Source organism: Buttiauxella gaviniae (assembly GCF_040786275.1).
GTDB lineage: Bacteria > Pseudomonadota > Gammaproteobacteria > Enterobacterales > Enterobacteriaceae > Buttiauxella > Buttiauxella gaviniae_A.
On the sequence record NZ_JBFMVT010000002.1, the window covers coordinates 1,005,623 to 1,029,389 of the forward strand.

Sequence of the window (23,767 nt, forward strand, 5' to 3'; positions counted from 1 at the left end):
GCCTTTATTACTTCGGTTATATCAGAGAGTGCATCGGGCTGGAAAGCGTGATCCGCCTTACAAAACGTGGGGGAAAACTGTCGCAAGTTCTTTTTTCAGGATACGATTATTTAAATGAAACAACGTTTCACATAAAAAAGGATCCGTACATGTTTACGTTTATTAAAGATACCCAACTGGAAGATTTAGGTGCAGGTGTAAGCCGCCGCATTCTGGCGCACGATGGAAAAATGATGGGGGTACAGGTTAACTTTGAAAAGGGCGCCGTTGGCCCGATGCATAACCATCCGCATGAGCAGTTAACCTATGTGCTTTCCGGAGAATTTGAGTTCACCATCGGCGAAGAAACGCATCGCGTAACCGCAGGCGATACCCTTTATAAAGAACCCCACGTCATGCACGGGTGTGTCTGCCTGGCCGCCGGTACGCTGCTGGACACCTTCACCCCCATGCGTGAAGACTTCCTGAAGTAAGAATAAAAAAACGGCTCCTTTATTCCACATAAAGGAGCCGTTGATGCAAAAGCAAATTTAAATTTCTTCGATATTTATGCGAGAGGCCATTGCCCGGCGAGCCAGAACCGACCCCGCTGCGACGATCAAGCCAATCATTGCAGCCAGCACAATAATCAGGGATTTTCCTGGGCCGTCTTTTTTCACAGGGAATGAAGGCTGCATTTGGTATTTGTAAGGAGTGAAATCGATCTCACCCAGGTTCACCACCTCCAAAGCGCTAAGTACATGCTCGCGGTTTTGTACCGAGACATTTAATTGCGCCACATCTTTGATCGACTGTTCAATTTTCAGCTTTTCGGCTAACCCATTCGCCCCAAGAGCAACCGAGTAATCCGGATCGTCTTTCACTGCCTGACCGTTGCTATAAACCGGATTTTTCAGTCCTGCCGCATTTGCCACCTGCAATGAGTAGCCTAAACGTTCAACATTAATATTGTGTTGGTTTTGAAGACTATTACGCTCAAGCGCCAGCTGATCTTTTTCAAAGGCCACTTTCAGCTCAACGGCACTTTTCACGCTGTTGATGACATCTTTATTGACTTCAGCCGTAATAAACTGAATGTAATTTTGCAGTACTTGCTGGGCATCATTCGAGTCAGGCGCGGTAAAACTCAGCGTCCAGGAGGTGTAAGGCACATCGTCAGGTTTTTTAGGATCGGCATTGTTAACGGCGGTGAATTTTTGCGAGACGCTGACAATCGCTTTGTACAACTCGCTCTTATCAACATCAGCGTTCTTCACCAAAGCCTGGACATAAGGTGACTCCGCCAGGAATTTCTCACGAAGTTCTTGTGAGTCAAATTTCTTCAGAAATGAATTATAGAGGCTGCCGGAATCAAGGTTCGTCTCAACGCCAAGAACCGTCATTTTCACCATCGCCCGCTGTAACCCGTTAATCTCCTCGGTTTCAGGGGGGGTGACAATCGCCTGGCTGGTCCATTTTTGCGGCAACAAGAAACTGGCGGCCAGTCCACACAGTGCAAACAGTAGCGTGATAATGATTATCTGTTTTCTTGCAGCAAAGAGCGTAGACAATAAGTCTAGTAAATCGATCTCCTCATGGCGCGGAGCCATCACGGGATAGGGAGAAACGTTTTCTAAACGATTGGTTTTCATTTCTATAGAAGACATAGCCAGCTTTTATTTTATTGAGAAAAAGACCTGCTCCACTCCCGCGTAACGAGTAAGTGGTCGCAAAGTTTGCATCACAGAATGGAGACTATACCCAAAATAATTCGAGTTGCCGGAAGGCGGCAAGCGAGCGCACCTGCAGCTTGAAGTATGCCGGTATATCAGAAACTAAATTGGATGAATGACGACATATCAATATCTTGCAAAGATCAAAGTCGATGACAAGACGTTCAAATAACATCCATTTACCATTCCGAAACACACCCATAACAAAGCCATAGCTTTGTAATTACACGAAATATTCCTGATGGGTCGGTATTATTCCCAAGATTTGTCCTAAAAACAACCACCAACTATTGCAGTTTCAAAAACTTTAAAAATCTTTTCCACTCCCTCTTCACCTTAAAACCTCGCCCGATTCACATAATCGAAACAGCGTTTCGACTTCGATCACATTTCCACCATGAATAGAATGACTCAGTTACAAATCGTAATAACATTAATTAAAACATCGTTTCAGTAAACAGAAACCACGGTTCGTATGTTTATGAAATCCGTACACCGAAACGGAAATCAAAAACGGTAAATGAAACTTTAACTATCTAATTATCAATCAATTATCAGGGAATGAATATGACGTGTACGCCCAGAGCTTTCCGACCCATCCGCTGTTATTCACGGGTAAGGCAATGAGTTTCAAGAACGATTTTGTCAAAAAACATTTTTAAACCATTGATCGCCAGGTAGGTATGTATGAATGAAAACAAAATGCTGGGATTGGCATGGATATCGCCCTACATAATAGGGTTGATAGTCTTTACTGCCTTCCCGTTTGTTTCATCTTTCTTCCTCAGTTTTACTGAGTACGATTTGATGAATCCCCCGGTCTTCACCGGGATTGAAAACTATCGCTACATGTTGACCGAAGATTCCCTCTTCTGGAAATCCATGGGCGTGACGTTCGCGTATGTATTTTTAACCATCCCGTTAAAACTCGCATTCGCACTCGGCATCGCATTTGTTCTGAACTTTAAACTGCGCGGCATCGGTTTCTTCCGTACGGCGTACTACATCCCTTCTATTCTGGGTAGCTCCGTTGCTATCGCCGTTTTATGGCGTGCGCTGTTTGCTATCGACGGCCTGCTGAACAGCTTTATCGGCGTATTTGGTTTGGATCCGGTGAACTGGCTGGGTGAACCGTCTCTGGCGCTGATGTCCGTTACGCTGCTGCGCGTATGGCAGTTCGGCTCTGCCATGGTCATCTTCCTTGCGGCCCTACAAAACGTTCCGCAATCCCAGTATGAAGCGGCAATGATCGACGGCGCGTCCAAATGGCAGATGTTCATGAAAGTGACCGTGCCTTTGATTACGCCGGTTATTTTCTTCAACTTCATTATGCAGACCACGCAGGCGTTCCAGGAGTTTACCGCGCCGTACATCATTACCGGCGGCGGCCCGACTCACTACACCTACTTGTTCTCGCTCTATATCTACGACACCGCGTTCAAATACTTCGAAATGGGTTATGGCGCAGCGCTGGCGTGGGTTCTGTTCCTGGTCGTGGCGGTCTTTGCCTCCATCGCCTTTAAATCATCGAAATACTGGGTGTTCTACTCCGCAGATAAGGGAGGCAAAAATGGCTGATATCCCAACAAACCAGCTCGGGTCAACCAACCAGACGGATCTGGCTGAACAAGAGATCGCACGTACGCTACGCCGCGAAAAAATCAGCCGCAATATTCGCTATGTGGTTCTGGTGATTGTCGGTCTGTTAATGCTCTACCCGCTGGTGTGGATGTTCTCTGCGGCGTTTAAACCGAACCATGAGATCTTCACGACCCTCGGCCTGTGGCCGTCAAACCCAACCAGCGACGGCTTCGTCAACGGCTGGAAAACCGGTACTGAGTACACCTTTGGTCACTACATGCTGAACACCATGCAGTATGTGATTCCAAAAGTATTGCTGACCATTATCTCTTCAACGATTGTCGCTTACGGCTTCGCCCGTTTCGAAATCCCGTTCAAGAAGTTTTGGTTCGCGACATTGATTACCACCATGCTGCTGCCAAGCACCGTGCTGTTAATTCCGCAATACCTGATGTTCCGTGAAATGGGCATGTTGAATAGCTATCTGCCGCTGTGGCTGCCAATGGCGTTCGCAACCCAAGGGTTCTTTGTCTTCATGTTGATCCAGTTCCTGCGTGGTGTGCCACGCGATATGGAAGAAGCCGCGCAAATTGATGGCTGCAACTCCTTCCAGGTGCTGTGGTATGTGGTAGTGCCGATTCTGAAACCGGCCATTATCTCTGTCGCCCTGTTCCAGTTCATGTGGTCAATGAACGACTTTATCGGGCCGCTGATTTATGTGTACAGCGTAGACAAATACCCAATTGCACTGGCGCTCAAAATGTCTATCGACGTGACTGAAGGCGCTCCATGGAACGAAATTCTGGCAATGGCGAGCATCTCCATTCTGCCATCGATCATCATCTTCTTCCTGGCTCAACGCTACTTCGTACAAGGCGTGACCAGCAGCGGAATTAAAGGTTAAGTGAGGGAATATCATGGCTGAAGTTATTTTCAACAAATTGCAAAAAGTTTACTCCAACGGCTTCCAGGCGGTTCATGGTATCGACCTGAAGATTGCCGATGGCGAATTTATGGTTATCGTCGGCCCATCTGGCTGCGCGAAATCGACCACACTGCGTATGCTGGCGGGTCTGGAGACTATCAGCGGCGGCGAAATCAGAATCGGCGAACGCGTCGTGAATAACCTGGCACCTAAATCTCGCGGTATCGCGATGGTGTTCCAGAACTACGCGCTGTATCCGCATATGACGGTGCGTGAAAACCTGGCATTTGGCCTGAAGTTGAGCAAGCTGCCAAAAGATCAGATCGAATCCCAGGTTAATGAAGCGGCAAAAATCCTTGAACTCGATGAGCTGATGGACCGCCTGCCGCGTCAACTCTCCGGTGGCCAGGCACAACGTGTGGCCGTTGGCCGTGCGATTGTGAAAAAACCGGACGTGTTCTTGTTCGATGAACCCCTGTCGAACTTGGATGCCAAGCTACGTGCGTCAATGCGTATCCGTATCTCCGACCTGCATAAGCAGCTTAAAAAGAGCGGCAAACCCGCCACTACCGTTTATGTAACCCACGATCAGACCGAAGCGATGACCATGGGCGACCGTATCTGCGTAATGAAACTGGGCCACATCATGCAGGTTGATACCCCAGATAACCTGTACCACTTCCCGAAAAACATGTTCGTGGCGGGCTTTATCGGCGCGCCGGAAATGAACATCAAGCCAAGCAAACTGCTGGAACATAATGGCCGCCTGCACATTTCTGTCGGTAATGATTCGCTGGCGCTGAACGAGCGCCAGCAGGCACGCTGCGCAGAATATAAAGACAAGGATGTGTTCTTCGGCATCCGCCCTGAGTTTATTTCAATCTCTGATGAACCGTTCGCTGAAAGCCACTCCAGCGGTGAAATGGTACGCGTCGAGAATATGGGTCATGAATTCTTCGTCTATCTGAAAGTCGCAGATTTTGAAATGACCTGCCGCATCCCTTCCGATGAAGCTAAGCCGATGATTGAAAAAGGCCTTCACCGTAAGGTGTATTTCAAGTTTGACATGGAAAAATGTCATATTTTCGACGCTAAAACTGAACAGAACATCTCTCTCTAACAGGATCTAACATAATGAAAAAAGTGCTGTTAAGTACCCTGATTGCTTCTACTTTAGGCATGGCTGCCGGCTCGGCATTTGCGGCGGATGAGGTTGATTTACGTATGTCCTGGTGGGGCGGCAATGGACGCCACCAGGTCACACTGAAAGCGGTGGAAGAGTTCCAGAAACAACACCCGAATATTAAAGTGAAGTCTGAATACACCGGTTGGGACGGTCATCTGTCTCGTCTGACAACGCAGATTGCAGGCGGTACAGAGCCGGATGTAATGCAGACCAACTGGAACTGGCTGCCTATTTTCTCGAAAACCGGCACCGGCTTCTACGATCTGAATACCGTGAAAGGCGAGTTGGATCTGGCGCAGTTCGATCCGAAAGAGCTGCAATCAACCACCGTCGACGGCAAGCTGAACGGCATTCCAATTTCCGTGACCGCACGCGTGTTCTATTTCAACGACGAAACCTGGAAAAAAGCGGGCGTTGAATACCCGAAAACCTGGGATGAGTTGATGGCGGCGGGCAAAACCTTTGAAACCAAACTGGGCAAGCAATACTTCCCGGTGGTGTTAGAGCACCAGGATACGCTCTCTCTGCTGCGCTCTTACATGGTGCAGAAATACAATATTCCTGAAATCGACACCACGAAAAAGCAGTTCGGCTACACCAAAGAGCAGTGGGTTGAGTTCTTCGGCATGTATAAGAAACTCATCGACAGCCACGTAATGCCTGACACCAAATACTATGCGTCATTTGGTAAGAGCAATATGTATGAGATGAAGCCGTGGATTGAGGGCGAATGGGCCGGGACTTATATGTGGAACTCCACCATTAAGAAATACTCCGACAACCTGAAGCCACCAGCGAAACTGGAACTGGGTTCTTACCCGATGCTGCCAGGTGCAACGGATGCCGGTCTGTTCTTCAAACCCGCGCAAATGTTCTCTATTAGCAAAACCACCAAGCATCCAAAAGAAGCAGCAATGCTGATTAACTTCCTGCTGAACGAAAAAGCAGGCGTGGAAGCGCTGGGTCTGGAACGCGGCGTTCCATTGAGCAAAGCGGCGGTGACACAGTTGACGGCCGATGGCGTTATCAAAGATAACGACCCGGCGGTTGCAGGGCTGAAACTGGCGCAATCTTTGCCAAATAAACTGCCAACTTCGCCATACTTCGACGATCCGCAAATTGTGTCCCTGTTCGGCACCTCTTTGCAGTACATCGATTATGGTCAGAAATCGGTTGAAGAAACGGCTGCTGAGTTCGAGCGTCAGGGTAACCGTATCCTGAAACGTGCAATGCGCTAATTAGCTGAGTGTTTTAGTCCTGTGCCCTGCCCTACCATTTTGGTGAGGCGGGGCATTTTTTTAACACATAAGGAACTTCGTTATGGCTAAAGGTAAGAAAATCCCGCTTTCCTTCCGCGCCCGACGCGACAAGGAAACCGGGGCAGAAGTACTCCGTTTGACCCCGCCACACGTCATCTGCCATCGCAACTATTTCTATCAAAAGTGTTTTAGCAATGATGGGCAGCGCCTGATTTTCGGCGGAGCCTTTGAAGGGCACTGGAACTATTACTCGCTAGATTTAGATAAGCAGATCGCCACACAGTTAACGGAAGGCAGCGGAGATAACACCTTCGGCGGCTTTTTATCGGCAGACGATCAATCGCTTTGGTATGTGAAAAATACGCGTGAACTGCGGCGCGTCGACCTTGAATCCCTTGAAGAATATGTAGTTTATCAGGTCGATGATGAATGGGTGGCTTACGGTACCTGGGTTGCTAATTCAGACTGTACAAAACTGGTCGGCATCGAAATTAAAAAGAGCGACTGGTCACCGCTCACGGACTGGCAAAAATTCCGCGATTTCTACTTCACCCATCCTGAATGCCGCCTGATTCGTATTGATTTGCTCACCGGCGAGCAGCAGGTCATTTTGCAAGAAAAACGCTGGCTCGGGCATCCGATTTACCGCCCGTTCGACGACGAAACCGTGGCGTTCTGCCATGAAGGCCCGCGCGATGCTATCGACGCGCGCATGTGGCTGATTAATCAGGACGGCAGCAATCTGCGCAAAGTTCGCCAGCATGGAGAAGGTGAAAGTTTTACCCATGAATTTTGGGTGCCGGACGGTTCAGCGCTCTATTACGTTGCCCATAAAGAGGGCGATGCACATCGTTATTTATGGAGCGCCTGCCCGCAAACCCTGGAAAATCGCCAGCTACGCGCGATTCCACCGTGCTCACATTTAATGAGCAATCACGACGGCTCGTTAGTCGTTGGGGATGGAGCGCCGCACAAAACCGGCAATATCGATCTTAACGATCCCTTTATTTGGGTGTTCGATCTCAAGAAAGGCACGCAAAAAGCGGTGTGTCAGCACAATACGTCCTGGAAAGTTTTGGATGGCGACCGTCAGGTGACGCATCCGCATCCGTCTTTTAGTCCGGATAACCAGTGGGTGTTGTATACGTCGGATGAAGAGGGGATGCCAGCGTTGTATCTGGCGAAGATCTAGATAAAAAAACATCCTGATTTCAGGATGTTTTTTAGTAATGCAGGTCGGGTAAGCGCTAGCGCCACCCGACACTAAACAATTCGAATTAACGCGCCAACCAACCGCCATCAACCGCAACGGTGTAACCGTTGATGTAATCAGATGCCGGAGAAGCCAGGAACACGATTGGCCCTTTCAGGTCGTCTGGCAGGCCCCAACGGCCAGCAGGGATACGCTCCAGAATCGCAGCGCTACGCTCTTCGTCAGCACGCAGTTGCTGGGTGTTGTTGGTCGCCATGTAGCCCGGCGCGATAGCATTCACGTTGATACCGTGCTGTGCCCACTCGTTTGCCAGCAGACGGGTCACGCCCATCACTGCGCTCTTAGACGCGGTGTAAGACGGTACGCGGATGCCGCCCTGGTAAGAAAGCATAGACGCGATGTTAATGATTTTGCCGCCTTTGCCTTGAGCAATGAACTGGCGCGCAACCGCCTGAGACATAAAGAACACGCTCTTAATGTTCAGGTTCATTACGTCATCCCAATCTTTTTCGCTGAAGTTGATTGCATCTTCGCGACGAATCAGACCGGCGTTGTTAACCAGAATGTCGATTTGGCCGAACTCAGCAACCGCACGTTCCAGCAGAGAAGGAATGCCGTCGATCTGACGCAGGTCAGCGGTCAGGCTCAGGAAGCGACGACCCATCGCGGTCACACGCTCGATAGTTTCCGCAGGTTCAACAATGTTGATCCCAACGATGTCACAGCCCGCTTCTGCAAGCCCGATAGCCATACCCTGGCCAAGACCTGTATCACAACCAGTAACAACTGCAACTTTACCTTGTAGGGAGAACGAATCCAGAATCATGTAGGTTTCCTTTTTTTATTCGGGGCTTGCTATTGGCGCAAGCATCACGGGGAAAATGTTGTTCGCACGATGGCGTAATTCATAAATTACTTACGGTGAAAACACGTTCCGTAATCTTTGATGGGTTTATAGTAATCTTGTTGAAACTGCTTTTCAATTATAAATGAAACGATGTTTCAACTTTTTGGTGGTAGTTCTCAAAATTGATATTGCGATCACGCTTACTCGCCCTTTCTTCCCTTTAAATCATATGTTCTCTGGATGGATAACTCATACTTTCACCGTTTAGTGAATGCAATCACATATATTGAAACAATGTTTTGATAAATTAACACCCATTGTTCAAACATTAATTTTCGACAGATGCGAATTGTCATTCAAAGGAGAGCATTATGGCTAAAGGTATGCGGGTAAAACTGGTTTATGAAGTGAGTCAGGATCCTGACACAGGCGTTGAGGTTACCCGCTTAACGCCGCCGGAAGTAACGTGCCATCGCAATTACTTCTATCAAAAATGCTTCTTCAATGACGGAAGCAAACTTCTGTTTGCCGGAGAATTTGACGGCAACTGGAACTACTATCTGTTGGATATCGCCGCAGCCGAAGCGGTGCAGTTAACCGAAGGCACCGGCGATAATACCTTTGGCGGCTTCCTCTCTCCGGATGACAAATCCCTCTATTATGTGAAGAACGAACGCACCCTGTTGGAAGTAAACCTGGAAACGTTGGCCGAGCGCGAAGTGTATCGCGTGCCAGAAGATTGGGTCGGTTATGGCACCTGGGTTGCGAATAGCGACTGCACTAAATTAGTGGGTATCGAAATCGCCAAAGAGGATTGGGTACCGCTAAACGACTGGAAAATCTTCCACGAATTCTTCCATAAAGGGCCGAATTGCCGCCTGCTGCGCGTTGATTTGCAAACCGGTGAAAGCGCGGTTATTCACCAGGAAAAAAACTGGCTCGGCCACCCGATTTACCGTCCGTTTGATGACCACACCGTTGCGTTCTGCCATGAAGGCCCGCATGACCTGGTGGACGCGCGCATGTGGATGGTTAACGAAGACGGCAGCAACGTGCGTAAAGTTAAAGAGCATGCGCAAGGCGAAAGCTGCACGCATGAATTCTGGGTGCCAAACGGCTCCTCTCTGATGTACGTTTCCTACCTGAAAGGTCAGCAAGGCCGCACCATTTATAGCTACAACCCGGACACCGGCATAAACGCTGAAGTGATGCAAATGCCAGCCTGTTCGCACCTGATGAGTAATTTTGATGGCACTTTACTGGTCGGCGATGGTTCCGGTACCCCGGTCGATGTGAAAGACACCAGCGGTTATACCATCGATAACGATCCCTATTTGTATGCCTTCGACGTAGCGGAAAAAAGTTATTTCCGCGTCGCACGCCACGACACCTCCTGGGCTACTTTTGCAAATAGCCGCCAGGTAACTCACCCTCATCCATCCTTTACGCCGGATGACAGCGCCATTCTTTTCAGTTCAGATAAAGACGGAAAACCCGCGCTGTATATTGCAAAAATGCCTGTTAACCCTGAAATGATTCCTGCGTAACGCCGTAATCCCCAATGTTAGTGTGCCCTGTGTAGGCTTTGCCCTTTCATAAAATAATGAGAGGGCTTTTTTTTGCCCTTAATATTTAAAACTATTCACGTGAATTCCCGCAACTCGAATTATTTGGGTATGAATATAAAAAAGCCTCCGCTAATTGCGGAGGCCTGGAGAGGGTTTTATTTTAGATACAGTACAGTGGTGTAAATTATTAGAAGGAGTAAGCCACGCCTACACGGTAACGAGTCTGACGTTCATCGGTAGATTTGCTCCCGGCAACGTTACCCACTTCGGCATAAGGGGCCCAGTTTTTATCCCATTTGTAGGCCAGCTTCACGTTGTACTCATCAGAGTCTTTGTCATTATTAGAACGAATTTGATGATCGCTTTTCGCGTAAACGTAGTTCAACTCGGTACGCCAGTCACCCAATGCATAACCAATCCACGCATCGCCACGGTTAACTTTATCATCGGCGTTTTTGGTATTGTCATTTGGATAGCGGGTATATTCAAAACGATAACGGGCGGCAACATAAAAACCATTATCGAAGCTATATTGCGCGTGCAAGTAAGGCTTCCAGGTTGTTTTGCTGTCGTTACTGTCAATATTTAAACCAGGCGTAAGAGAAATATTATCTGTCGCCTTCCAACGCCAGTTAATAGATTCTTCATGACCGCTACCGACGAGGTCGCTAAATGGCTGATCTTTATCAGTACCGCCTGATTTCCATTTCGCTTCAACCCCGAATCCCAGGCCATTCGCGAAACGGTGAGATACCGCAACACGGTCGCCGTTGGAACCAGAGTCAACATATTCGTGACGTAAATCTACAGTTACCGCTTGCGCCGCGACACTCACACCGCAGAGAACAACTACACCCAGAGCCTTCTTAAACATAATCTCAGTCCCTTCATTGAAATGACGTTTCATTATTATGAAACTGAATTTTATTTTTAAATGAACGTTATTTTAGTGATCGAGATCGTAAATATTTATGTCAAAAAAAACACAAAACCACCGCCGTGATAGGCATCAAAAAAAATGAAGCAAAGTCTCATTAATTAGCGATTACCATCACATAAAACCAACCAATTTCACAAATGAAACAATATTTCAATAGCCATTTAAATAAACACCTTGCGATTTATCTCGTAAGCTAAATTACTCCACCTATTTTAATTTATTAGGTATCGAATAATCATGATCGGTATTATGTGCATTCGCTGAAAACAGCGGTGTTTTTCGAGGGAAATAGATGGGATAATTTAATGAATGAAGTTGAATATGTGCCGGTATAAAAACAAAAAGGCACCTTTATGATAAAGATGCCCTTGAGGTTTTGTTGGTTGGGTAAGCGCTAGCGCCACCCGACATCATCGCTAACTAGTCACGTTCAATGGCCAATGCCACGCCCTGCCCACCACCAATACATAACGTTGCCAGCCCTTTCTTGGCATCGCGCTTAATCATTTCATGCACCAGTGAAACGAGGATTCGGCAGCCGGATGCGCCAATCGGATGCCCGAGCGCCAGCGCCCCACCGTTAACATTCACTTTGCGTTCATCCCATTCAAGCATTTTACCCACCGACAGCGCCTGGGCCGCAAAAGCCTCATTCGCTTCGATAAGATCCAGCTCTTCAAGCGACCAGCCCGCACGCTCCAGGCAACGCTGCGTGGCGGTGACGGGCGCAATCCCCATATACGCGGGATCAACGCCTACGCTTGCAAAAGCTCTTATCCGCGCCAGAACCGGCAAATTCAGCTCTTCCGCTTTACTCGCGCTCATCATCAGCACCGCGGCGGCGCCGTCATTAATAGACGACGCGTTACCGGCGGTTACGCTGCCCTGGCTATCAAACGTTGGGTGGAGTTGCGCCAGAGCTTCCGCGCTCGCATCGGTTCGTGGCTGTTCATCGGTATCAACAATCACGGATTTACCGGCATTAATCTCAACGGTTACCGGGACGATTTCATCTTTAAAGCGCCCGGCATCAATGGCCGCCCGCGCTTTATGTTGAGACGCCAACGCATAGGCATCCTGGCTTTCACGGCTAATACCGTATTCACGCGCCAGGTTCTCGGCAGTAACACCCATATGGTAATCATTAAACGCATCCCACAACCCGTCATGAACCAGGCTGTCAATAAGCTGACTATTGCCCAGACCCGCCCCGCTGCGGCTGTCCGCCAACATATGCGGCGCACGGCTCATATTTTCCTGGCCTCCCGCAATCACCACATCGGCTTCGCCACATTGAATGGCCTGGGTCGCAAGATGCAGCGCTTTTAAACCTGAGCCGCAAACGTCATTGATCGTTATCGCCGAAACAGACCAGGGCAAACCGCTGTTAAGCGCCGTTTGCCGCGCCGGGTTTTGCCCCGCTCCCGCTGTTAACACCTGGCCCAATATCACTTCATCCACTTCTTGTTCGCTTACGCCGCTGCGCTCAAGCAGGGCTTTCACAACCGCACTTCCCAGCTCCGAGGCGCTGCGAGGGGAAAGCGCACCCTGAAAGCAGCCAATAGGTGTTCGGGCAGCCCCTACGATCACGACATCTTTCATTATTATCTCCGCAACGTTTTGACCGCATTTCAGGAAGTTTACAGGGCTCGGCGGCGATCCTTTTCGAGATACATCGCCGCATCGGCCTCGCGCAAGGCCAAATCATGGTCGGTCAGCGCCGGATTCACCGCCACCACGCCAATACTTGGGCCCGCATAATTAATCACACTGGAATGTAGTTGATACTCGCCAGTCAGCAAGTTCGACAGACGGATTTTGAGCGCCTGCGCTGCTTGCAACGCCAGGTCATGCTCTTCAGGCCCGACACCCGCCACCACAAACTCATCGCCGCCGACCCGGCCGATAATCTCGTCAGAACGTGCGCCATTTTGTAAACGCTGCCCGACAGCACACAGGAAATCGTCCCCTGCCTCATGGCCGTAGACATCATTAATCTCTTTAAAATCATCCAGATCGGCAAAGGCCAGCAGCACAAAACGCGCGTCATCACGCGCCTGAGAAAAGAGTTTCGGCAACTGTTCGAAGACCGCACGGCGGTTGGGTAAGCCGGTCAGCTCATCAGTATAGCTGGCGGTGGTCAGCGCGGCATTTGCCTGCTGTAACTGCTGTAAAAGCTGCTCATTCTGGATTTGCTGCGCAATCAACTGGGCAAAAAGTTGCAGCACCTGCTCGCTGCGTTCGCTCAACACGCGGTGCTCAGAGCTTGCCGCGCACAACGTGCCGTATAAAGACCCATCCGCAAGCGTAACAGGCGTACTCACATATGTGGTGACACCCAGTTCCCGCGCGGCCTGCGAATCCCCCCACACACCGGCGACATCGCTGGTATAGCGTTTGCCTTCATCCAGCGCACGTTTGCAAAGCGTGTCGCCCCACGGCACCGAAAGACCTTCTGGGATCTGCATCTGGCGGGAATTACGCGAAAAGAGAATATGCTGGAAACTGCCGTCAGGTTCGATGCGAGTCAGGTACGTTGACTCCATATTGGTTACCAGTTCGAGCATTTCAAGCAGTTGTCGGACAAGTCCCTCAAGTGTGTATTCAGATTCTAATGCGGTGGAAATACGCTCGATAAGATTGTCAGACATAAAATCGCTACTACCTTTTAATTAAACGCAAAATGGATGCTCAAGTTGCGCACGGTTTTAGCATATTTTGCAGGTCAGTTCCCCTCCCAAATTTAACCATTGGGAGGCTGATTGAGGGAGTGTGGGGAAGAAAAAGTGAGGGCTACCAGCTTAATAAAGGGCTTATCCCTTCATCCTGCACGAGTGCTCGTATGGCAGGTAATTGATTGCATTGCTGTAATAACGCAGGCAGCGGGAAAATATCGTGCTGGCGCAGCACCACATTCTCAAGCTCGCCCCATAAATACCATCCCTGCGCGATATTGCTTGCCGGAACGAACAGATGCAAATGCATGCCGCACTCCGGCTCATCGGGCAGACCCAGCCACTGGCTAAATCGCGGGATGTCAGGGGCTTCGTAATCCACCAGCACGCAGCTTTGCACCTGGGTCGCCGGAATATAAAAATGCTGGTTCCCGAGCGTGATACGCACCGCCGCAAGATTAAGCCCGTGAGTCATAGCCGTTGCTTTCCAGGTAGCAATCAAAGACTAAATTCAAATCCAGCAGCGCAAAATACTCCTGCCCGACCGGAACAATCCCCACCACCACTTTCTGCATGGCGGCAGAGAGGTTTTCAGCGGCGGGATGAATCTGGCTTTCCGCAACATCCAGTACATCAATTAACCTGTCGATCTGAATCCCGCTTTGCATTTTCTTGCCGCGTCCAATCAAGATCATCCGTTTGCCGGGGATCTCCTGCAAAGGTGCGTCGATCAGCCGATTAATGTTAATCACCGATTCAAGGCGACCACGGTGATTGATCACCCCCACCAGCGACGGCGGGCAGCCCGGCACCCAGGAAATTGGGCGCTCGGCCAGAATCTCTTTGATGTCCGATCCGTAAAACGCAAAGTTTTTGTCGCCCAGCTTGAATAACACCAGGCTGCACTGCGGCTCGTCGACGTTGGCAATTTCGCGGTTTTCGTCGTGATAGTGACTTAAAATTTGCTCTAATTGCTCGCTCATGCCACGTCCTTATCATTGGCGAGGCAATAGCGGTTGCGGCCATGCTGTTTTGCCGAGTACAACGCCTGGTCAGCACGCTCGCGAATCGTTTCGATTTTGTCGCCTTCTTGCCAGGACGCGATCCCGGCGCTGAAAGTGTTGCTGAACTGCGTCTGGTTGACCGAGAAATAGATCTTTTCGAATCCCTGACGCAATCTTTCGACCACCGCCGCCGCCTGCTCTTTGGTGGTGCCCGGCATGATTATCGCGAACTCTTCCCCACCGTAGCGGCCAACAATATCGGTACTGCGCAGGCGGTGCGAGAAGAGCTGAGAGATCCCCAGAATCACCTGGTCACCCGCCACGTGGCCGTAAGTATCATTGATACTTTTGAAGTGATCCAAATCGACCATCACCAGGCTGAATGGAATACCGCTGTAATTGGATTCGGTAATCGCGCTTTCCAGGTAGTGCGTGGTGGTTGAGTGGTTGTAAAGCCCGGTCAGACTGTCCTGCGACATGCGGGCACGCAGGGTACGCATTCTTTCCGCGCGAATCGAAACCGCGTTAATCAGCTCCTGCGGGTCAGCCTGCTTGATAATAAAATCTTCCGCGCCGGTGCTCATCGCCCCAAACTGCGTGGTTTTATTGGTTTCGCTCGACAGATAAGCAATAGGCAAACCGATATGCTGCGGGATCTGGCGAATCAGTTTGGTCAGCTCTTCGCCGCTGTAATCCGGCATGTGGAAGTCCATCAGCACAATATCGATGGGATGCGTATTCAGAACGTTCAGCAGGTGAGGAATATGCGTCAGAATATGCACTTCCATTCCCGCCATGCGCAGCATTTCCGCATTGTATTGCGCCACTTCCGGCTCATCATCAATCAGCAAAACCTGATACGGCTTTTTCAGCGAAGGCTGCGTTAAACGATGCAGCTCCTGGACTAAATCCGTGGTCGCCGCCGGTTTCACGTAGTAACCGTCGCACCCAGCTTTAATCGCGTTAATGCGGGCGTGGAAATGGCTGTGGCAGGAAAGATAAAGCACCGGGAACGGCGTGCCGACTTTCTTTTTCAGATCCGACATCGCCAGCGGGCCGCCGTAGGCGTGCTCCGGGAAGCTGACATCCATAATCACCACTGACGGAGGCTGCGAAATCACCGCCTTGGTAAAATCAGCCGTATTGGTGAATACATAACAAATAAAGCCAAAGCAGCGCAGTTGCGTCGCCAGCAGTTCAGCCTGATCGCTTTCATCGTCACAAAGATAGACAGGCTTAATGGTGCGGTTAATCGCCACCTCTTCCTGAGTGGAGGCGGTTATCGGGAATTTAACTAACGAATCCCCGCCACGGCGCGCGCTTTCAGCCTGCTCTTCGGTCAGGGAGTAGAGCTGTTTTACGACCAGCTTCAGCTTTTGGTAAAGCGTTTCCGGGCGAGAATTACTCACTAACAGATGCTCACCTTCAGCGGCCTGGCTGGCAATTTTTGTAAAGCCAAACGAGGCGCTGGTGCCATGAATACTGTGCAACAGAAGATGCAGTTGTTTGCTATCCGCTTCATTTTCTTCAGCGATTAATCGGGCGAGCAGACCGTCTGCCTGTTTGAGCATATCGGGTATGCGTTGCAGAAAGCGCTCACGTAAACGAGCGATTTTATCCTGAGCAGTAGTCATTGTTTTTTGCGTTAATTCTTGTGTCATCATGATTTTGTCATTTCTTCAGCCGCGATTAAGCCGCATCGCCTGGCTTGAGTATTTCGTTCACGACAGCCACCAGCCTTTCTGCCATATTTTCGTCTTTCTTTACCCAGCAATCAGGAATAACGGTGATATCCGTCATCTCGCTTGCGCTGAGTAAAATAAACGGTTTGTTCCAGCCGTTGGCGCGTAAAACTTCCAGCAGATCCAGGCCGGTAATTTCCGGCATATGGAAATCACTGATGACCAGTGCGATGTCGCTATCCGAATCCAGGTTGGCTAATGCGGTCATTGCGCTTTCGGCAATAACGACTTCGTAGCCACTCATTTCCAGAAAGACCGAAGCCAGCTCTGCCGCAAACAGGTCATCATCAACTAATAATAAACGCATCTTTTTTCACCTATAAAGCCGTTAGCATAAAAGCATTTTTAATGTTTCTATGAGGCTATCCTGTTCGAAATCACCCTTGGCAATATAAGCATCCGCGCCCACCTGAATCCCTCTGCGGCGATCTTCTTCTTTAGCCCGTGACGTCACGATAATGATCGGAATATGTTGGTAATTTTCTTCCGCACGTAGCGCTTTGGTGAGAGAGAATCCATCCATCACCGGCATTTCTACGTCCGTTAATACCGCGTCAAACTGCGTCAGACGCGCTTTTTGTAGCCCTGAGAAGCCATCTTCGGCGAGCGTCACCTGGTAGCCGTGCGCTTCGAGCACGTTTTTCTCAATTTCACGCGTGTTCAGGGAGTCATCGACGATCAGCACATGCCAGGTGTTCTGGCGAACTTCCGGCTTAGGTACGCTTGTGCGCGTCTGCCCCTGCTTTTGCGCCATCTCCATCAAGACGGGAACCTGCAAAATACTCACCAGTTGATTATTCTGGCTCAGCACCATGCCGGAGACTAACGCCTGCTGCTGCATATGTTTCGGCAGCGGCTTAATCATCATGTTGCGCTCATCAAGCAGGTTATCCACCAGCATCGCCATCTTGCCAAACTGATTCTGAATCACGATAAGCAGCAGGCTGTTCGCGGCAGATGCCTGGGAATTTTGGCTCCCCGGCCTTTCATTAATACGCAGTAATTCTGCGGCTGAAATCACCGGGATAAATTCGTTGTGGCGAATAATCGCCGGGCGACCGGCAATATCACGAATGTCATCCCGCGAGTATTTCAGCACTTCAACCACATACTGCGCCGCCAGGCCGAAAAGATGGTTTTGCTGTTCAAACTGCAAAATACGCATCATCGCCAGCGAAATCGGCAGGCGGATAATAAAGGTCGTGCCCTGAGTTGGGCGACTGTGTACCTGCAACGTGCCCTGGAGATCGGTGACAATCGTTTTGCGAACAATGTCTAACCCTACGCCACGGCCCGATAACTCCGTCACAATTTTGCTGGTTGAAAAGCCCGGGTGGAAAATCAGCTCGTTACATTCCAGCTCCGAAAGCTGATCCACCACGTCGGCGTCAACCAGGCCACGCGCCACCGCTTTGGCACGAATCGCCGGGTAATCCAGGCCACGCCCGTCATCTTCCACGCGCAGCAAAATACCGCGCCCGTCCTGTTGCGTCGTAAGCGTGATCGTCCCTCGGGCAGATTTCCCGCAGGCGGCACGTTCCGCAGCGGTACCGATACCGTGATCGATAGCATTGCGCAGCAGGTGAGTAAGCGGCTCAGACAGACGGTCGATGAGTTGGCGGTCGATTTCTACTTCGCCCCCCAGAATGCGGCAGTCCACCTGTTTATTCAGGGAAGCGGCAAGCTCGCGCACCTGCATGGAGACGGGTTCAAACAGCATGGAAACCGGCAGCATACGAATCGTGGTAGCCACGTCATACAGCTCATACATCTGGAGATTCTGCGCCTGAAAATCCTCTTTTAGCTTGCGGCTAAACTGTTGGATTTGCTGGCGAAGCTGGTCGGCATTCATCTGATCCAGGCGAGGCACCAGGTTCACTAAGTTTTGTACCTGCTGCTCAAGGCGATCGTGGCTGGCGACCACTTCCCCGAGAATGTTGATCAGGTCATCGAGCTTTTCGAGTTTTACCCGCACAGAGCTTGCCTGGTTCACCGCGCTGTCTGCGGCTTCGAGCTTCATCGTCAGCGCAGGGTTTTCTACCGGAGCCGGAGCAAGTTCCGTGGAAGGTGCGTCCATTTCGCCACGGCTGGCGCGAGCCAGACGTTCGCATAACGCGACATCGGCTGGAGGCAACTGGTTGTTCCCTTCGCTCGCCGAAAGCTGCGCCAGTTGGTCGGAAATATAATCCGTGGCTTGCAGGATCAGCGTGCCGAGTGCCTGGTCTGGGGCGAGCTTTTTGTCGCGAAGCTCGCTCAGTATCTCTTCAAGCTGATGGGTGACATCGGCAATGCTTTGCAATTTCAGCATGCGCGCGCCCCCTTTCAGGGTGTGGGCAGCACGAAACATCTCGCCGATTTGCGCGTCGGTATTTTCCCCTGATGAGAGTAAAAACGCCCCTTCCTTGACGATATGCAGATGGCCATTTGCTTCATCAATAAAGCGCAGCACAAATTTTTTAAGATCGATAGCCATACGGTTCTCTATTGCCCATCCTGACTGGTGAACTGCGCCAACTGATGTTCACAAAGAAAACGAAACGAATTAGTCGGAAATGAGAGCGGCAGCCGCAGAGCGCAGGCGCTCGCCGTGTTGTTCATTTCCGCATTGAGTAATTGCAATGTAATGCGATAGGTTCGCGCAGCCGGGCGCGGGAGCTCGCTCTGGCGGTACATTTCTGCCAGATAATAGTGCGCAGGCCAGTAGCCAGGCTGTTGATAAACCACCTGTTTAAACCACGCAATGGCCTGCTGGGTGTGGTGCTGCCACATCATGGCAAGGCCGAGCAGCATTTTTGCTTCCGCCGACCACTCATCAAGCTCCAGAACCTGCTGTGCGCTCTGAGCCGTTTGCTCAAATTCACATTTTTCCAGCGCAATGGCCGCTTTAATCACCAGCGCTTCCTGGTGCTGCGCATCGCTATTTAACACCTGATTTATCAACGTTTCGGCTTCGGCAAAGCGCTTGTCTGCCACACAGGTGAGCGCTTTTTTGATCCAGATATCGCACTGCTGCGAGGTCGGCATCGGAGCTGCCACAAACGGCGCTTGCGCAGGCGCAACCGGGGTGACGATTCGAGGCGGTACGCTGGCCGTCGGCGTCGGAGCACGTGCGGTTTTCGGCTGGCAGAAATAAAAATGCCCGTGCTCTTGCTTGAGCTTCAGAATGCCAAAGTTATTGGCGAGCGTTTCCGCATTGCCGAAGAACAGCGCCCCTTCGGGTTGCAGCATGTTTAACAAGTTAAAATGCAGCAGGCGGCGCGTTTCGACATCAAAGTAAATTGAGACGTTTCGCAGCAAAATAATATCGAACTGAGGCTGGAGCTGTTCTTTGACGATATTTGAACGGTGGAATTTCACCTTATTGCGAATCAGGTCATGCAACTGAAACTGGTTCCCGTTGCGCGTGAAATAGTTTTGCTGCAATAAAGGATCGACGCCGCGAAACGAGTAGCTGGAATAGTTTGCCGCCCGGGCTTTTTCCAGAATTTTGGTATCGATGTCGCAGCCATGAATGTCCACCCGATCCGCAAAGGCCTCGTGGTATTTCTGGTGAAGTTTAATCGCCAGCGAGTAGGCTTCTTCCCCGGATGAACAGCCCGCGCTTAAAATACGCACCGGCCCTTCGCGCTGATTCAGAATACGCGGCACCAGTTTTTCGCAGACGATGTCCAACACTTCCGGTTCGCGGAAGAAATAGGTTTCGTTGATGGTCAGCAGGCTCAGGAGCTTATCGAACTCAATCGTCGATACGCAGAGCACCTCGTAATATTGCTCGCAGCTCTCCTTTCCCCGCTCGGTCATCCGCTGGTGCAGTGCCGCATTTAACAATCCTTCCATGCCGTTAAAAAAATGCAGACCCACCCTTTCTTTAATCAGTGTTTTAAAGGCCGCAATATTTGGGATCATGGCAGTTTGCCCTCAGCTTGCCCGTGACGCGCCATCGCTATTAAAGCCCCTGCGAGCTTTTCCAGCGGAAGAATTTTGTGGATAACGTTTTTATCGATGGCAAATTTATTCATGCCAAACACCACGGAAGTGACTTCATCCTGCGCCAGGGTTTTACCGCCTTGCTGATAAATAGCCTCTATGCCACGGCAGCCATCGCTCCCCATGCCGGTCATGATGAGCCCGACCGCTTTGTCACGGTAAACTTCCGCCACGGACTCCAGCAGCAAATTACAGCTCGGGTGATAAACATCGCTCGCCTTACGCGCAATGGCGGCTAAGCGGTGATGTTTTTTGACCACCAGATGATGCTCCGGCGGCAGGATATAAACGCTGCCCGCGCGCAGCAGATCGTTCTCCAGGGCGAGCTGCACGTTAAGTTCGGTGACGCTATCGAGCCACTCCACCATGCTTTTCGCAAACCCATCGGCGATGTGCTGCGCGATGATAATTGGGCAGGGAAAAGCCGCAGGCAGCGCCTGGAGTAATTTGCTCAGAGCCTGCGGCCCACCGGTTGAGCAGGCAATCGCCAGCACGTACGGCCACGGTTGATGCAGATCGTTGGCGGCGATGTCTACCGGAGCGCTCTTCACCGGGGCATCCGCATGGTTACGCAAGCCCTGGATATGGCGAATCACCTTCACGCCCACCAGCATTTCGACCTGGCGATGCAACGCTTTGGTTGCCTGCGCCGACTCCCCAGGGTTGCTGACGACCGCCAATGCGCCACGGGTAATGTATTCCGCATCCCACTGCGCATCTGCGTAGTAGCGCATCACCATGATCGGAATAGCGCAGGTCGCCATAATCGTTTCGATGGTTTCGACGTTTTCGCGGTCGGGCGCGCCTAACGTCAGCACCAGCAGTTGCGGCGCCATTTTTTTCACCAGGCTCGCCGCTTGCTCGCGGTGTACCGCCTGGCCCACCACCAAAATGTTCTTATTTATCTCGAGCTGTCGGATCAGATCATTGCGTAACTCTCCGCCATGATCGACGATCAGCACGCGGATATTAGGCGCGCTCATCAAGGTTATCCGTTAATTTGAAAGACCTTGACGCCTTGTTTAAATCATTGGAAAGCTCAGTCATATCCTGGCTGATAGCCAAAATATCTTTGATCGACTGCGAGGTGTAGTTACTGGCAACGACAATTTCACGAAGCGCCATAACCACCTGATTACTTGCGGTTTTCTGCTGCTGGGTGGAGAGTGAAATCTGCATTGCCGCCGTAGACGTTTGCTCGGCAGTCGCCACAATATCGTGCAGGCGTTCGGCGCTGACTTTACAGGCTTTGGTGCCCGCTTTAATGCTGTTGCTGCCTTTCTCTGCGTTGAGCACCAGTCGGTTAATCGAGTTTTGGATTTCGCTAATCTTGTTCTCAATTTCAAACGTGGACTCAGTCACTGAGTCGGCCAGGCGGCGAATTTCTGCGGCAACCACCGAGAAACGCTTGCCGGACTCGCCCGCACTTGAGGCTTCTAACGCGGCGTTAAACGCGATCAGCTTGGTTTGATCCGCAACGTTATTGATGATCACCATCACGCGGCTGATCTCTTTAGACTTGTTTCCCAACATCATGATTTCACGCATGCTTTGCTGGTTGTCACTGTCGATATCAGACATGCGGTTAAGCAACTCGCCCATTGAGTCAGAGCCTTTGTTGCAGTCTTGCAGCGTGACGTTCGCAATATCGACTACCGCACGCGAGTGCTCGGCAATCTGCGTAGAAGAGGCGGACAGCTCTTCCATCGTGGAGGTGATTTCCGCCACTGAAGAAGAGGTTTCGACGCTGGTCGATGCCTGGCCGTCCACCGCTTCGGTAATGTTTAACGCCGCTTCATGCACATGCTGAGCGTGAGAAACCATATCTCCCACCAGCGAATGCAGCGAGGCACGCATCATTTCATTGGCGGTAAGCAGCTCGCCGATTTCATCGTTGTGATCGACGTGAATATCTACCGTGAGATCGCCCTTGGCAATCGAGCGTGAAATAGCCAGCACGTTATTCAGGCGTCTTGAAATCAGGAAGCGGCTGGTCACCGCAATCACCAGCAAAATAATCGGCATCAGCAGCAGGCTGAAGGTCAGCAGGCTGTTACGCACCAGATTGCTGCTGCGGGCGACATCATCAACATAGCTGGTGGTCGCGACTATCCAGTTAATGCCGTCGATATATTCAAATACGGAGACCTTTTTGCGCGGTGCCGCACCGTATCCGCTGACGGTATCGTAATAAATCGTTCCGTTTTTGCGGGCCAGCATATCCGCAAAGCGCTTATAGCCATTGGCATCGGTAATATTTTCAACTTGCTGATTAACTAATGTTGGGTGAGCCACCATCGTGCCTGGCGCAAACCCGGCATCCAGCACATAGGCGTAGCCGCCATCGCCAATATGCACGCCCAGTAGCTCTTTAATCACCGGTTGCAGGGCAAGTTTCACGTCAAAACCGACAGCCACGGCGCCAACAACCTGGCCGTATTTATCCGCAATAGGCTCGTAATGGCTAATGAACTGCTTGCCGTACAGCACAACGACGCCGGAATAGGACTTATCTTTTAACAATGACGCAAGCGCCGGGTTGTCGTGGCTTAATACCGTCGCCGTAGCGATTTTGCCCTCTTTCCCCTGCAATGAGGTGGAAACGCGAACAAACTGGTCGCCTTCACGCACGAACGTGGAGGCAAAAACGCTGGTTAGCTCGGTAAAGTGTGAATTGATATGGGTATCGCTTAACAGCGCTTTTAACTCTTCTGCGTCCATGGTACGCAGAGGCTTAGAAGCCACATTCTGATAGTTGTTGATATACACATTGCTGTAGCGCTCGGCATCTCTCATCACGCGCTTAAATTCGGTGCTGATATTGTTATGGAAGATGCGAGTATTCGAGCTAAGCACTTCCAGCGAGGTGCTTTCTAGCTGTTTAGACAGATAGGACGAGAGCAGGAAAGAGGCGCCGATCAGCAGTATCGCGATAAACAATACCAGCATGATCCCCAGTTTTATGGCGACACCCACGCGCAACTTATGCAGCCATGATGTCAGAAAAGTATCCGTGCCTTTTGAATTTTCAGCTTCTCCATGACGCTGGAATTTAAAAAAGTTACTCATGGGTATCCAATTTTATAATGAAGTAAAATAAGGGCTGATTGATTACTTTGTATACCCTA

At 50.5% G+C, this 23,767-nt stretch carries 20 protein-coding genes; 7 read left to right on the forward strand and 13 right to left on the reverse strand.

Going from position 1 to position 23,767, the window contains the following annotated elements; genetic code table 11:
- Positions 1–149 precede the first annotated feature (149 nt).
- Positions 150–473 carry a cupin domain-containing protein gene (locus AB1E22_RS05345; RefSeq protein ID WP_367594402.1) on the forward strand — a complete coding sequence of 108 codons (324 nt, stop codon included), beginning with the start codon at positions 150–152 and terminating at the stop codon, positions 471–473.
- A 57-nt stretch (positions 474–530) separates the two neighbouring features.
- Here AB1E22_RS05345 and wzz(fepE) read toward each other — a convergent pair whose 3' ends face one another.
- On the reverse strand, positions 531–1,646 hold the full coding sequence (gene wzz(fepE), locus AB1E22_RS05350) for an LPS O-antigen length regulator Wzz(fepE) (RefSeq protein WP_367594403.1): 1,116 nt from the start codon (positions 1,644–1,646) through the stop codon (positions 531–533).
- A 753-nt stretch (positions 1,647–2,399) separates the two neighbouring features.
- Between wzz(fepE) and AB1E22_RS05355 the strand changes: the two genes are divergently transcribed.
- The 5 genes from AB1E22_RS05355 (at position 2,400) to AB1E22_RS05375 (ending at position 7,855) form a co-directional block, all read left to right on the forward strand.
- Positions 2,400–3,290: a carbohydrate ABC transporter permease gene (locus AB1E22_RS05355; RefSeq protein ID WP_367594404.1), complete on the forward strand. Its 891-nt coding sequence runs from the start codon at positions 2,400–2,402 to the stop codon at positions 3,288–3,290.
- Positions 3,283–4,197 (forward strand): carbohydrate ABC transporter permease, encoded by a 915-nt coding sequence (locus AB1E22_RS05360; RefSeq protein ID WP_367594405.1) that lies wholly within the window; start codon positions 3,283–3,285, stop codon positions 4,195–4,197. The genes AB1E22_RS05355 and AB1E22_RS05360 overlap by 8 nt, the downstream gene beginning before the upstream one ends.
- 13 nt (positions 4,198–4,210) lie before the next feature.
- A complete protein-coding gene (locus AB1E22_RS05365) occupies positions 4,211–5,338 on the forward strand; it encodes an ABC transporter ATP-binding protein (protein ID WP_367594406.1) in 1,128 nt (375 codons plus the stop codon).
- 14 nt (positions 5,339–5,352) lie between these two features.
- Positions 5,353–6,642, forward strand: coding sequence for an ABC transporter substrate-binding protein (locus tag AB1E22_RS05370; protein ID WP_367594407.1), 1,290 nt, complete (start codon positions 5,353–5,355; stop codon positions 6,640–6,642).
- A gap of 82 nt (positions 6,643–6,724) precedes the next feature.
- Positions 6,725–7,855 (forward strand): oligogalacturonate lyase family protein, encoded by a 1,131-nt coding sequence (locus AB1E22_RS05375; RefSeq protein ID WP_367594408.1) that lies wholly within the window; start codon positions 6,725–6,727, stop codon positions 7,853–7,855.
- 85 nt (positions 7,856–7,940) lie between these two features.
- Here AB1E22_RS05375 and kduD read toward each other — a convergent pair whose 3' ends face one another.
- On the reverse strand, positions 7,941–8,702 hold the full coding sequence (gene kduD / locus AB1E22_RS05380; protein WP_367594409.1) for a 2-dehydro-3-deoxy-D-gluconate 5-dehydrogenase KduD: 762 nt from the start codon (positions 8,700–8,702) through the stop codon (positions 7,941–7,943).
- 392 nt (positions 8,703–9,094) lie between these two features.
- On the opposite strand from kduD, the gene AB1E22_RS05385 reads away from it, so the two are divergent.
- Positions 9,095–10,270: an oligogalacturonate lyase family protein gene (locus tag AB1E22_RS05385; RefSeq protein WP_367594410.1), complete on the forward strand. Its 1,176-nt coding sequence runs from the start codon at positions 9,095–9,097 to the stop codon at positions 10,268–10,270.
- Positions 10,271–10,478: 208 nt separating this feature from the next.
- Here AB1E22_RS05385 and AB1E22_RS05390 read toward each other — a convergent pair whose 3' ends face one another.
- The 11 genes from AB1E22_RS05390 to AB1E22_RS05440 form a co-directional block, all read right to left on the reverse strand.
- Entirely contained in the window at positions 10,479–11,165 is a 687-nt protein-coding gene (locus AB1E22_RS05390) for a porin (protein ID WP_367594411.1), read from the reverse strand.
- 486 nt (positions 11,166–11,651) lie between these two features.
- The gene (locus AB1E22_RS05395) at positions 11,652–12,833 is read right to left on the reverse strand and encodes an acetyl-CoA C-acetyltransferase (protein ID WP_367594412.1); all 1,182 of its coding nucleotides are present in this window, start codon (positions 12,831–12,833) and stop codon (positions 11,652–11,654) included.
- A 38-nt stretch (positions 12,834–12,871) separates the two neighbouring features.
- Positions 12,872–13,882 (reverse strand): sensor domain-containing diguanylate cyclase, encoded by a 1,011-nt coding sequence (locus AB1E22_RS05400; RefSeq protein WP_367594413.1) that lies wholly within the window; start codon positions 13,880–13,882, stop codon positions 12,872–12,874.
- Positions 13,883–14,024: 142 nt separating this feature from the next.
- A complete protein-coding gene (locus AB1E22_RS05405) occupies positions 14,025–14,381 on the reverse strand; it encodes a hypothetical protein (RefSeq protein WP_367594414.1) in 357 nt (118 codons plus the stop codon).
- Entirely contained in the window at positions 14,365–14,889 is a 525-nt protein-coding gene (locus tag AB1E22_RS05410) for a chemotaxis protein CheW (protein WP_367594415.1), read from the reverse strand. The genes AB1E22_RS05405 and AB1E22_RS05410 overlap by 17 nt, the downstream gene beginning before the upstream one ends.
- Complete coding sequence (locus AB1E22_RS05415; RefSeq protein ID WP_367594416.1) at positions 14,886–16,574, reverse strand: diguanylate cyclase; 1,689 nt, start codon at positions 16,572–16,574, stop codon at positions 14,886–14,888. The genes AB1E22_RS05410 and AB1E22_RS05415 overlap by 4 nt, the downstream gene beginning before the upstream one ends.
- A gap of 25 nt (positions 16,575–16,599) precedes the next feature.
- Positions 16,600–16,959, reverse strand: coding sequence for a response regulator (locus AB1E22_RS05420; protein WP_367594417.1), 360 nt, complete (start codon positions 16,957–16,959; stop codon positions 16,600–16,602).
- A 21-nt stretch (positions 16,960–16,980) separates the two neighbouring features.
- Entirely contained in the window at positions 16,981–19,125 is a 2,145-nt protein-coding gene (locus AB1E22_RS05425; RefSeq protein ID WP_367594418.1) for a hybrid sensor histidine kinase/response regulator, read from the reverse strand.
- A gap of 8 nt (positions 19,126–19,133) precedes the next feature.
- On the reverse strand, positions 19,134–20,558 hold the full coding sequence (locus AB1E22_RS05430) for a CheR family methyltransferase (RefSeq protein WP_367594419.1): 1,425 nt from the start codon (positions 20,556–20,558) through the stop codon (positions 19,134–19,136).
- A complete protein-coding gene (locus AB1E22_RS05435) occupies positions 20,555–21,622 on the reverse strand; it encodes a chemotaxis protein CheB (protein WP_367594420.1) in 1,068 nt (355 codons plus the stop codon). Before AB1E22_RS05435 ends, AB1E22_RS05430 begins: the two co-directional genes overlap by 4 nt.
- A complete protein-coding gene (locus tag AB1E22_RS05440) occupies positions 21,609–23,708 on the reverse strand; it encodes a methyl-accepting chemotaxis protein (RefSeq protein ID WP_367594421.1) in 2,100 nt (699 codons plus the stop codon). Before AB1E22_RS05440 ends, AB1E22_RS05435 begins: the two co-directional genes overlap by 14 nt.
- Between the last annotated feature and the right edge of the window lie 59 nt (positions 23,709–23,767).

Bases quoted from the DNA above. Each gene is read 5' to 3' on its own strand.
- AB1E22_RS05345 (WP_367594402.1), top strand. From the start codon at position 150: ATGTTTACGTTTATTAAAGATACCCAACTGGAAGATTTAGGTGCAGGT.
- AB1E22_RS05355 (WP_367594404.1), top strand. From the start codon at position 2,400: ATGAATGAAAACAAAATGCTGGGATTGGCATGGATATCGCCCTACATA.
- AB1E22_RS05360 (WP_367594405.1), top strand. From the start codon at position 3,283: ATGGCTGATATCCCAACAAACCAGCTCGGGTCAACCAACCAGACGGAT.
- AB1E22_RS05365 (WP_367594406.1), top strand. From the start codon at position 4,211: ATGGCTGAAGTTATTTTCAACAAATTGCAAAAAGTTTACTCCAACGGC.
- AB1E22_RS05370 (WP_367594407.1), top strand. From the start codon at position 5,353: ATGAAAAAAGTGCTGTTAAGTACCCTGATTGCTTCTACTTTAGGCATG.
- AB1E22_RS05375 (WP_367594408.1), top strand. From the start codon at position 6,725: ATGGCTAAAGGTAAGAAAATCCCGCTTTCCTTCCGCGCCCGACGCGAC.
- kduD (WP_367594409.1), bottom strand. From the start codon at position 8,702: ATGATTCTGGATTCGTTCTCCCTACAAGGTAAAGTTGCAGTTGTTACT.
- AB1E22_RS05385 (WP_367594410.1), top strand. From the start codon at position 9,095: ATGGCTAAAGGTATGCGGGTAAAACTGGTTTATGAAGTGAGTCAGGAT.
- AB1E22_RS05390 (WP_367594411.1), bottom strand. From the start codon at position 11,165: ATGTTTAAGAAGGCTCTGGGTGTAGTTGTTCTCTGCGGTGTGAGTGTC.
- AB1E22_RS05395 (WP_367594412.1), bottom strand. From the start codon at position 12,833: ATGAAAGATGTCGTGATCGTAGGGGCTGCCCGAACACCTATTGGCTGC.
- AB1E22_RS05400 (WP_367594413.1), bottom strand. From the start codon at position 13,882: ATGTCTGACAATCTTATCGAGCGTATTTCCACCGCATTAGAATCTGAA.
- AB1E22_RS05405 (WP_367594414.1), bottom strand. From the start codon at position 14,381: ATGACTCACGGGCTTAATCTTGCGGCGGTGCGTATCACGCTCGGGAAC.
- AB1E22_RS05410 (WP_367594415.1), bottom strand. From the start codon at position 14,889: ATGAGCGAGCAATTAGAGCAAATTTTAAGTCACTATCACGACGAAAAC.
- AB1E22_RS05415 (WP_367594416.1), bottom strand. From the start codon at position 16,574: ATGATGACACAAGAATTAACGCAAAAAACAATGACTACTGCTCAGGAT.
- AB1E22_RS05420 (WP_367594417.1), bottom strand. From the start codon at position 16,959: ATGCGTTTATTATTAGTTGATGATGACCTGTTTGCGGCAGAGCTGGCT.
- AB1E22_RS05425 (WP_367594418.1), bottom strand. From the start codon at position 19,125: ATGGCTATCGATCTTAAAAAATTTGTGCTGCGCTTTATTGATGAAGCA.
- AB1E22_RS05430 (WP_367594419.1), bottom strand. From the start codon at position 20,558: ATGATCCCAAATATTGCGGCCTTTAAAACACTGATTAAAGAAAGGGTG.
- AB1E22_RS05435 (WP_367594420.1), bottom strand. From the start codon at position 21,622: ATGAGCGCGCCTAATATCCGCGTGCTGATCGTCGATCATGGCGGAGAG.
- AB1E22_RS05440 (WP_367594421.1), bottom strand. From the start codon at position 23,708: ATGAGTAACTTTTTTAAATTCCAGCGTCATGGAGAAGCTGAAAATTCA.